This window comes from Streptomyces sp. (genome assembly GCF_036524955.1).
Lineage (GTDB): Bacteria > Actinomycetota > Actinomycetes > Streptomycetales > Streptomycetaceae > Actinacidiphila.
This window is the reverse complement of record NZ_DATDBG010000328.1, coordinates 1-9377: the sequence shown is the minus strand read 5'-3', so window position 1 is coordinate 9377 and position 9377 is coordinate 1. Positions and strand designations below refer to the sequence as shown.

Sequence of the window (9377 nt, the reverse complement as noted above, 5' to 3'; positions counted from 1 at the left end):
AGGACGGCCGGCAGGCCGTCCTGCACCCCGGGGATCTGGCCTTCTACGACACGCGCCGCCCCTACACGCTGCTGTTCGAAAACGGGGTGGCCACCCACTTCTTCCGTGTCCCGCTCGCCGCGCTGGCGCTGCCCGACGCGGCACTGCGGGAGGTCACGGCACGGCCGCTCGGCGCCGACGGGACGGTCAGCGGACTGACGTCCGCGTTCCTGTCCCAGCTCGCCGCGAGTCCCGGCCTGCAGGCCGGAGCCGCCGCCCGGACCCTCGCGGCCCCCACCGTGGAACTCGTCCGCGCGGCCGTCGCCACCGAGGCGGACCAGGCCGCACTGGCCGCGCAGCCCCTCCAGCAGACGCTGGGCCTACGCATCATCGAGTACATGCGGGCTCATCTGGCGGACCCCCGCCTCTCCCCGGAGCAGGTCGCCCGCGCCCACCACATCTCCGTCCGCTACCTCTACGCGATCCTCGCCCGGGAGGACATCGGCTTCGGCGATTGGGTGCGTACGCACCGCCTCGACGAATGCCGCCGGGAGCTGTCGCGCACCCCGCCGAGTACGCGGTCGGTCGCGGCGATAGCCACCCGTTGGGGGTTCAAGAGTCCGTCGCACTTCAGCCGGGCGTTCAAGAGCGTCTACGGCATGCCGCCGCAGGCGTGGCGCGAGTTCGCGCAGTCCTCCCCCGCGTCGTCACCCCTGCGTCCGGGCCCGTAGGCGTGCGGGACCAAGGCCGGCGTACGGGCGCGAGCCGTACGGGACCACGCCCGCCCGTACGAGCGCGCAGGCGTACGTACGGGTTGCCCGGCCGCGCGGAACCCCGCCCTCCCCCGCCCTCCGCCGCGGCCTCCCGTGTGCTGCCGCGCAAGATCGGCCAACCTGACTACCCATGGACCGGCGGCCCGAAACGCGAGGAGTGACCCGGCTGCCTCGTCCGCCGACGACCACTTCCCCTACGACCATGACCGCCACACTTCCCCTTGTTCTGTTCAGGCCGTGAGCCGACAGTTGCCAGGGGATCGGCACATACCGGCAATGCCGCGACGAGCCCGTCCTCGGAATTCCACGGCGAGACCGCGCACGGCATCCATGCGTGGACCGACCCGTTTGCGCGCCCCCCGACGCCGCTGTCGTGGGTGATCCGCCCTCACCACCGCGTTTTCACGCCCGTGCCGCTCTCCGGGCTTCGTGTCCTGCCGGGCTCACCCTTTCTTCCTCACTGCGATGTCGCGAACAAGGAGCATGCATGTCGCTCAACGGTCAAGCCGTACTCTTCGACAGCGACGGAACACTCATCGACTCCACCGCCTCCATCATGCGGTGCTGGACGCGATGGGCGGCGGAGTATCTCCCCCGCCCCGACTCTTTCGACTTCTCGTCCGTGTTCGGCCGGTCCGCGGCAAGCATTGTGGCGGATCACCTCGCCGCCGAGGACGTGCCCGCCGCCACCCGCCGTTACGAGGAGCTCGAGTTCGCCGACTCGGACTCCACCGCGTTGCCCGGCGTGGCGCCCCTGCTGACGGGGCTTCCGCGCGACCGGTGGGCGGTGGTCACGTCGGCCAGCGGCCGGGTGGCCCGGTCCCGGCTGCGGCACACGGGCGTGGACGCCCCGGTGATGGTCACCGCGGACGACGTCCTCCGCGGCAAGCCGCATCCCGAGCCCTTCCTGCTGGGCGCGCGGCGCCTGCGGGTCGAGCCGACCGCCTGCATCGTGATCGAGGACGCCCCGGCGGGCCTCGCGGCGGCGCGCGCGGCCGGGATGTTCACCATCGCGGTCACCACCACCCACGCCGCCGCCGACCTCGACGCGGACCTGGTCATCGGCGATCTGCGGGAGCTGCGCATCGTCGGTGGACCGGGCGGGATCGTCGTCGAGACAGTCCCCGCGGGGAGCGCCACCGGCATCGTCGTCGGCGCGGTCCCGGCCGGGACCGCCGGCGGCCTCCTCAGCCCCGCCGCGGCGGCGCGCCGCCCGGCGGCCACGGCACGTTCGACCGCCGGCCTCGCGCACCGTACCGACACTCTCGTCCCGGACATGTCATGAGCGCCCCGGGTTCCGTCGTCGCGTTCGTCATGCCGTACTACGACGACGGCCAGCCGTGGCGACGGTCCACGCTGGACCTCACCCTGGAGAGCATTCGCCGCCAGAGCGACGGCGACTGGCACGTCTACCTCACCGACGACGCCTCCCCGCACCCGGGCACGCGTGCCTTCCTCGCGGACACGGCGGCGCGGATGCCCGGCCGGATGACGGTCCTCGAAGCGCCGGTCAACGCCGGTGCCGGGGACGCCCGCAACCGTGCCGTCCGAGCGGCGGCGTCGGACGGGTGTACGTTGCTGGCCTACCTGGACTCCGACGACGTGGCCCACCCCGACCGGGTTCGCGTCGTGCGGCAGCGGTTCGCCCAGGACCCCGCACTGGAATTCCTCTACAGCGACATCGAGTTCATCGACGAGCACGGCGCGCCCTGGGAGTCCGCCGACCTCCTGCCCGGCCTGCACCTGCTCAACCAGCAGCAGGCCCTGCCCAAACTGACCGGCCGGGAGCGCTGGGCCGAGCAGGCCACCGACCGCGACAACATCGCCATCCCGTCGGCCATGAACCTGCGCACCGACCTCGCGCTGCGGTTCCCCTTCCCCCGGGTACGGTTCTGCGAGGACGTGGCGACGCTCTTCCGCTACCTGGGCAGCGGGGCGAAGATCGACCATGTGGCCGGCATCCCCACCGGCTACCGGGTCCCCCGGCAGGGCGGCAGCTCCTCCCGCAAGCAGTCCGGCGACCTCGACGAGTTCAACCGGCTGCGCTGCGTGAACGAGCGGGCCGGCCTGGAGGACGCCCTGGCGCACGCCGTCGAACGCGGCGTCACGGACGAACTCCGGGGACGCGCGGTCCTCTGCCGTTACCTGATCCGCATCGGCCGCACCGTGGCCGCCGACGGAAGCCCGGAACTGGGCCGGGAACAGCTTCGCGAGGCGTACGCCCTCGATCCGGCCACCTTCGCCGAGCACGCGACGCGGCGGGAACTCGACTCGGTCGAGCGGGAAGTGGGGAGCAGGCTGTGACCTCCGCCGCCGCGGAACAGGTGCCGTGCGAGTCCGCGGCGGCGGTCCCCCGGCCCGGGCCGGGTGGCCGCCCGGCCCTCGTCCTGGTCCACCTCTTCACCGTCTACGCGACGCTCGCCCTCGGCATGGGCCTGGTCCCCGCCCTGCTGGCGTCGTTCCGGGCCGCGTACGGGCTCAGCGGCACGCAACTGGCGAACATTCAGAACGTCAAGGACCTCGGCCTGATCGTGGCGATGGCCGCCGGACCGTTCGTCATCCGCCGGGCCGGCACCACCGCGACCGTCATGCTGGCCCTGCTCACCGGCCTCGCCGGCTGTGCGGCCTTCGTCTCCAGGCCGGCCTACGGCGCGGTGCTCGTCGGCGCGACGCTGCACGGAGCGGCCTTCTCGCTCGGCTCCCTGGCCGCCGTCACCCACCTGTTCCGGCTGCCGGAGCGCTACCGCCACATCTCGGCGATGTTCGCGACCTTCGGCCTGGCGAGTTTCGGCGCACCCGCCCTGGTGGCCCTGTCCTCGGCGTACGGCGGCGGCTACCGGGCCATCCACCTCGCTTTCGCCGGGGCGCTGGTACTGCTCCTGGCCGCCACCGCGGGGCTACGGCGCGCCGACGGCCGAACCGTCGCCCCACCGGACCGTACGCCGGGCACCGGCCTGTCCCGGAGCGTCCTGCGGGCCTGGCTGCCGGGCACCGTCGTCTTCACCATGATCATGGCCGGGGAGACCATCGTCGTGTCATGGATCACTCTGCTGGGAGCGGACCGCTACGGCATGACCCTCGGTGAGGCGTCCGCGTTGCTGGCCACGCTGTGGGCCGTGCACACGCCGGCCCGGGCGCTGGGCGACATCCTCATCCGGAGACTGACGGCGCAGGTCGTCGTCGTGTCCGGGGCGCTGCTCTCCGCGGGGGCCGTCGCCCTTCTGTGCCTGGGCGGCGGCGCCCTCGCCTACGTGGGAGTCGTGCTCTTCGCGGCGGGGGTGGGCCCGTTGGTCCCCGTCTGCCAGGGCCGGGTCCTCTCCCGCGTACCGCCGGCGCTGCACGGCACGTGCAACGCGTCGCTGGGCATCGCGGCGGCTGCCGGAACGACCCTCATGATCTGGCTCACGGGCCTCACGATCGACGCGGACACCCGGCTGCCGTTCGTCACCGCCACGGTTCTGATGCTGGCGGTGGCCGCCGTCGCGCCCTCGGTCCTCCGGCCGCCGCCCGGCCGGTAGCCCCCGGTCCCGGGCGGTTCCCCGCCCCGGCTGCCGGCGGGCGGGACCCGTCGGGCGCGGTCGGCCGGTCGTCGTTCCTCCCGAAGGCGACGAGCACGCGCCGAGGACGAGCAGCCCGGGCGAGCACGGACCGGACCGCGCGGCGGCTCACGGGGCGCTCCGCCAGGGATTCGGCGGTGTGCCGGGCACCGCGCAGTGGACGGCCGCGCCGCGCATCGCCGCCGTGCGGGCCACCCGCTCGTCGAGGCCGCGGGGGACGGCGTAGACCAGGTGGCAGAAGCGTGCCGGGGGATGGCCGGAGGTCCAGGGTGGGATGACCGCGTCCAGGTAGTCGGCCCAGCTTCCCTCGAAGGTGACGAGAAGGTCGGCGAGCCGGGCGTACGCGGGGTCGGGGTGCACCCCCGGGTTGAGTACGACCGTCCGCGCGCCGCGGATCCGGGCGGCCCTGGACAGCCGGCGGTAGTACGGGACCCGGCGCGGGTCGGACGCCACCCGGTCGAAGAACACCCCGTCGGTGGCGTACCAGGCGCGATGGCGGCGCAGATCACGGTGGACGGCGCGGGCCGAGCGCACGGCGTACGCGGTGTCGACGTAGCCGAGCAGCCGCACCCCGGCACCGCGCAGCCGCCGCGCGGCGGTCGCGAACGCCGGATCGGGTCGCACGCCCGGCCCGTCGGCGGCGTTGAGCACCACCGCGTAGAGCCGGGGCGCCGCGGCCTCCAGGGCACGCCAGGCGGCCGGATCGACCGCCGGGTGGACGTAGAGAGGCACCAGGAGCAGACCCGGTCGCGCGGCCTGGGGGGTGGCGGTGCCGTTCACGGGGTCACCCCGGCCGGGCGGCCCGAGGCGGTCTCCCAGAGTGCGGTGAGCGCGTCGCGCAGGGTGCGGGCGGGCCGCCAGCCGAGCGCGGAGGCGGCGAGTGCGATGTCCGCCTGGTGCCAGGACACCTCGGCCGAGCGTTCCGAGCCCCCGCCGGACTCCTCGATCCGGCCGCCGAAGCCGCTCAGCTCCGCGAGTTCACGGGCCAGCGTCCGTACCTGAGTGGCCCGCCCCGAGCCGATGTTGACGACCGGCGGCAGCGGACCCGGTGTGGTGACGGCCAGTGCCACCGCCTCCGCGACGTCGCGGACGTGCACGAAGTCGCGGTGGGCGGCGAGGCTTCCGGTGCGGACGGTGCCGTCCCCGGGCGCGTCGCGGAAGGCGGTGGCCAGTCGGCCGGGCAGCCCGGAGGCCGGGGCCCCGGCGCCGACCGGGTTGAAGACCCGTAGCACGACGGCGTCGAGACCGGAGCCGGCCACGGCGAGGGTGCCCGCCAGTTTCGCGGCGCCGTAGACGCCCGTGGGGCGGGTCGCCGCCGATTCGGTGAGCGCCGTCCCCGGCTCCGCGGCCCCGTACTCGGCCGCGGAGCCCAGGTGCACCAACCGCGCCGACGGCGCGGCCAGCGCCATCGCCTCGCACAGCGCGGCCGGCCCGCGGGCGTTGACCTCGCACAGCGCGGTGGCGGGTCCTCCCACCAGGCCCGCGCAGTCGACCACCACGTCCGGGCCGAGCGCGGCGAGGTCCCGGGCCAGCGTGTGCACCGGCACGGTCGCCAGGTCCGCCGTCAGATCGTGCCCCGGAGACCGCCCGCCGCGCAGCACCCGGGCACCGGGCAGTTCGCTCAGCCGCGCGGTCACCGTCCCGCCCAGGAAACCGCCGCAGCCCAGTACGAGGACGCGCCTGCGTGTCATGTCCGGTCACGCCCCCTTGAGAAGCAGCCCGCGCAGGCTGCCGAAGTCCGCGTTGGCGCGGTCGTAGTCGTCGGGGCGTCCGATGTCCAGCCAGTACCCGTCGAAGTCGTAGGCGCGCGGGTGCCGTCCCGCCGCCAGCAGGTCGAGTACGAGCTCGTCGAAGCCCAGCGGCAGGCCGGGCGTGTAGCGGGCGAGGGCCGGCCGGGACACCCCGTAGACGCCCATCGACACCCGGTAGTCCATGCTCGGCTTCTCGGTGAAGCCCACCACCTGGCCGTCCTCGGTGGTGAGCACCCCGAAGTCGATGCTGACGGTGCGGGCGTAGGTGGCGATGGTGAGCGGTGCGCCCGAGCCGGTGTGCTTGCGCAGCACATCGGCGAAGTCGAGGTCGGTGAGCACGTCGCCGTTCATCACCAGGAAGTGCTCGGGGAGTTGGCCGATCATGTTCAGTAACGGCCCCATGGTGCCCAGCGGGCTGTCCTCCGTCACGTAGTCGACCTCCAGGCCCCACTGGGAGCCGTCACCGACGTAGGCGCGGATGATGTTGCCCAGGTGACCAATGGCGAGCGTGCAGCGGCGGAAGCCGGAGGCGGCGAGTTGGCGCAGCACGATCTCCAGGATCGCGTGGCTGTCGCCGATCGGCACCAGCGGTTTGGGCAGCGCGGTGGTGTAGGGCCGGAGCCGTACGCCTTTGCCACCGGCGAGAATGACTGCGTGCATGGTGGTCCCCCCTGCGGTTGACACGTGCGGGCGATGTGATCTGACGGAACGTCAGACGTTGTAGGCGGTGGTCTTGTAGCGGGCCAGATGAGCCGGGTCGCGGAAGAAGTCGATGGTGCGGGCCAGCCCGTCCTCCAGGGAATGTGCCGGGGCCCAGCCCGTGGCCGCGCGCAGCCGCGACGCGTCGCACACCAGCCGCATCACCTCGGACCCCGCGGGCCGCAGCCGCGCCGGGTCCTCGCGCACCAGCAGATCGGTGTCCATGAGCTTGCCGATGAGCCGGACCAGGTCGCCGACCGAGATCTCACCGCCGGTCCCGGAGTTGAAGGTCCGGCCGACGACCTGCGCCGCCGGCGCCGTGCCGACCGCCACGAACGCGGCGGCGGTGTCCTTGGCGTAGCTGAAGTCCCGGGTCGGCCGCAGATCCCCCAGCACGACTTCCCGCTCCCCCGCCGCGACCTGGCCGATCACCGTGGGGATCACGGCGCGCATGGACTGCCGCGGCCCGAACGTGTTGAACGGCCGCAGCGTCACCACCGGCGTCCCGAAACTGGCGTGGTAGCTGTCGGCGAGCCGGTCCCCGCCCGCTTTGGACGCCGCGTACGGGGACTGCGTGACGATCGGGTGGTCCTCGCTGATCGGTACGGTCTGCGCGGTCCCGTACGTCTCGCTGGTCGAGGTGTGCACCAGCCGCGGGATCTCCGACTCCCGTACCGCCTCCAGGACGTTGAGGGTGCCGCTCACATTGGTGTCCACGTAACTGCGGGGCGCGCGGTACGAGTACGGGATCGCGATGAGCGCCGCCAGGTGGTAGACGGTGTCGCTGCCCGCGACCAGGTCCCGTACCGAACCGGGGTCGCGGACGTCGCCGAGCACCACCTCCACCCGGTCGAGCACGTCGGGGGCGAGCACCTCCAGCCAGCCGTGCGACGAGAACGAGTTGTACTGCACCATCGCGCGCACCCGGCGGCCGGAGGCGACCAGTGCCTCCACCAGGTGCGAGCCGATGAAGCCCTCCGCGCCGGTGACGGCGACGGGTGTCTCAGTGGACACGGGTGAATCTCCTTCGGTTGTCGGTCGATCGATCGGTCGGGGCGGTGCCGTGCGGTGCCGTGCGGTGGGTCAGCGATGGGTCAGCGATGGGTGGTCACCCGGCCGGTGACCGCGGTGGCCGCCGCGAGCAGCACGGCGGCGGCGCACGCGCAGACCAGGCCCAGCACGGTGCCGGGCGCGGCGGCGTGCGCTCCGAGCAGCACCGCCGCGGCGCCCGCCGCGGCGCCGAGCACACAGGTGCCGGTCCAGACCCGGCCGCAGGACTCGAGCAGTTGCGCGAGCCACAGCGTGGCGCCCAGCGCGAGCAGCACGGCGAGGTGCGCGGTGTCCCAGGGCGCCGCGCCGGGTACCGTCGCCGCCTCGACGGCCGCGAGTCCGGCCAGCGTGGCGCCGTACGCCGCGAGGCAGCCCGCGAGCACCCGCCAGGACCGGGCGAGCAGCCGCTCGTGCGCCGCGATCCTGCGCAACACGCTCAGGCACCGGCTGCGGAACCGGAAGAGCAGCCATTCGGCCATGCCCATGCTGACCGTCAGCGCCGCCACGAACTCCCCTGCCAGGGCCGCCACGATCACCAGCCACCCCGCCGCGAGCCCGGCGAGTCCGTGCGGCAGTGAGGCGTACGGCGACGGGCGCCGCTCAGCGGCGGCGCCGTCCGCGGCGGTCCTCCGCGCGGACAGCGCCAGTCTGACCGTGCGCACGGTCCGGGCCGCGCGGCCGGCCGGGGCACCGGCCTGCCCGTCAGCGGCAGTGCGCAGCGCCGCCGCGACCGCCGACAGGATCGCCGCTCCCACCGTGGCCGCGAGCAGCACGGCGACGGCGGCCGAGGGCAGCCCGCCGGCCCCGCAGCAGACAGCGACGGCGAGCGGCGTGAGCACGTACAGCAGGGATCTCGCGCGGTCGAGCACCAGCAGGACGGTCGCCGCCGCCACGTACAGCGACTGCCCGGCGGCGAAGGCCAGGGCGGGCAGCCCCGTGAGTCCGGACACGGCCGCCGCGCACGCGGTGGCGAGGAAGGCCCCCGCCGTGCCGCCGGTGAGCAGGCAGCGCGCGGCGGCCCGCGGGCGGTGTGCGAGCAGGTGGAGGCGGGCGCGGTGCGAGAGGGCCTGGTTCCATGCCCAGCCGCACAGCGTCGCCGCGCCCCACGCGGCCACCGTCCGGGACACCCCGAACGGGCCGTCGGGTCCGTCCGCCCAGCGACCGCCGAGTACGTAGGCGGCACCGGGCAGGGCGAACGTGAGGCCGCGGAGCAGGCACGGCCACACCTCGGCCCGCCACGGATCGTCCGACGGCTCGGGCTCGGGGAACCGCCGGGCCACCACCCGGAAGAGCTCCTCGGCCAGCGAGAAGAGATCGGGGTGGCCGTAGTGGCCGGTGATCTGCTCGTCCGTCAGGCCCTCGGACTCCAGGGCCGCCGCGATCTCGTCCGGGTGAACGGCCGCCGCGCAGACGTCCGACAGCCGCTCGGCCAGCTCGGCCACCGGGTCGCCGGCCGCCCAGGACGGCACCCGGCGCCGGCGCGGCAGCCGCGGCAGCGCCCCCGTGGCGCCGGCGGCCCCGCCGACCAGGGCCAGCGGCCCGCTCACCGGCCGTCACCCGCCGCCACG

9 protein-coding genes are annotated in these 9377 nt (G+C 74.3%); 4 read left to right on the top strand and 5 right to left on the bottom strand.

Annotated features, from left to right (window positions below; genetic code table 11):
* The 4 genes from VIW71_RS25810 to VIW71_RS25795 form a co-directional block, all read left to right on the top strand.
* The coding region (locus VIW71_RS25810; RefSeq protein WP_331625045.1) for an AraC family transcriptional regulator at nt 1–710 on the top strand (710 nt) is incomplete at its 5' end.
* Nucleotides 711–1239: 529 nt separating this feature from the next.
* Nucleotides 1240–2037: an HAD-IA family hydrolase gene (locus VIW71_RS25805; RefSeq protein WP_331625044.1), complete on the top strand. Its 798-nt coding sequence runs from the start codon at nt 1240–1242 to the stop codon at nt 2035–2037.
* Nucleotides 2034–3056: a glycosyltransferase family 2 protein gene (locus VIW71_RS25800; protein ID WP_331625043.1), complete on the top strand. Its 1023-nt coding sequence runs from the start codon at nt 2034–2036 to the stop codon at nt 3054–3056. Before VIW71_RS25805 ends, VIW71_RS25800 begins: the two co-directional genes overlap by 4 nt.
* Complete coding sequence (locus tag VIW71_RS25795; protein WP_331625042.1) at nt 3053–4270, top strand: MFS transporter; 1218 nt, start codon at nt 3053–3055, stop codon at nt 4268–4270. Before VIW71_RS25800 ends, VIW71_RS25795 begins: the two co-directional genes overlap by 4 nt.
* A gap of 147 nt (nt 4271–4417) precedes the next feature.
* Here the strand turns inward: VIW71_RS25795 and VIW71_RS25790 are convergent, their stop codons facing one another.
* The 5 genes from VIW71_RS25790 to VIW71_RS25770 form a co-directional block, all read right to left on the bottom strand.
* Nucleotides 4418–5089, bottom strand: coding sequence for a spherulation-specific family 4 protein (locus tag VIW71_RS25790; RefSeq protein WP_331625041.1), 672 nt, complete (start codon nt 5087–5089; stop codon nt 4418–4420).
* Nucleotides 5086–6000: an NAD-dependent epimerase/dehydratase family protein gene (locus VIW71_RS25785; protein ID WP_331625040.1), complete on the bottom strand. Its 915-nt coding sequence runs from the start codon at nt 5998–6000 to the stop codon at nt 5086–5088. Before VIW71_RS25785 ends, VIW71_RS25790 begins: the two co-directional genes overlap by 4 nt.
* A gap of 6 nt (nt 6001–6006) precedes the next feature.
* Nucleotides 6007–6720, bottom strand: a complete 714-nt coding sequence (locus tag VIW71_RS25780; protein WP_331625039.1) for a sugar phosphate nucleotidyltransferase — start codon at nt 6718–6720, stop codon at nt 6007–6009.
* 51 nt (nt 6721–6771) lie between these two features.
* Complete coding sequence (locus VIW71_RS25775) at nt 6772–7773, bottom strand: GDP-mannose 4,6-dehydratase (RefSeq protein WP_331625038.1); 1002 nt, start codon at nt 7771–7773, stop codon at nt 6772–6774.
* A gap of 80 nt (nt 7774–7853) precedes the next feature.
* Nucleotides 7854–9356, bottom strand: coding sequence for a hypothetical protein (locus VIW71_RS25770; protein ID WP_331625037.1), 1503 nt, complete (start codon nt 9354–9356; stop codon nt 7854–7856).
* Nucleotides 9357–9377: the final 21 nt, after the last annotated feature.

Excerpts from the sequence above, each read along its gene's own strand:
- VIW71_RS25805 (WP_331625044.1), top strand. The coding sequence starts at position 1,240 with ATGTCGCTCAACGGTCAAGCCGTACTCTTCGACAGCGACGGAACACTC.
- VIW71_RS25800 (WP_331625043.1), top strand. The coding sequence starts at position 2,034 with ATGAGCGCCCCGGGTTCCGTCGTCGCGTTCGTCATGCCGTACTACGAC.
- VIW71_RS25785 (WP_331625040.1), bottom strand. The coding sequence starts at position 6,000 with ATGACACGCAGGCGCGTCCTCGTACTGGGCTGCGGCGGTTTCCTGGGC.
- VIW71_RS25780 (WP_331625039.1), bottom strand. The coding sequence starts at position 6,720 with ATGCACGCAGTCATTCTCGCCGGTGGCAAAGGCGTACGGCTCCGGCCC.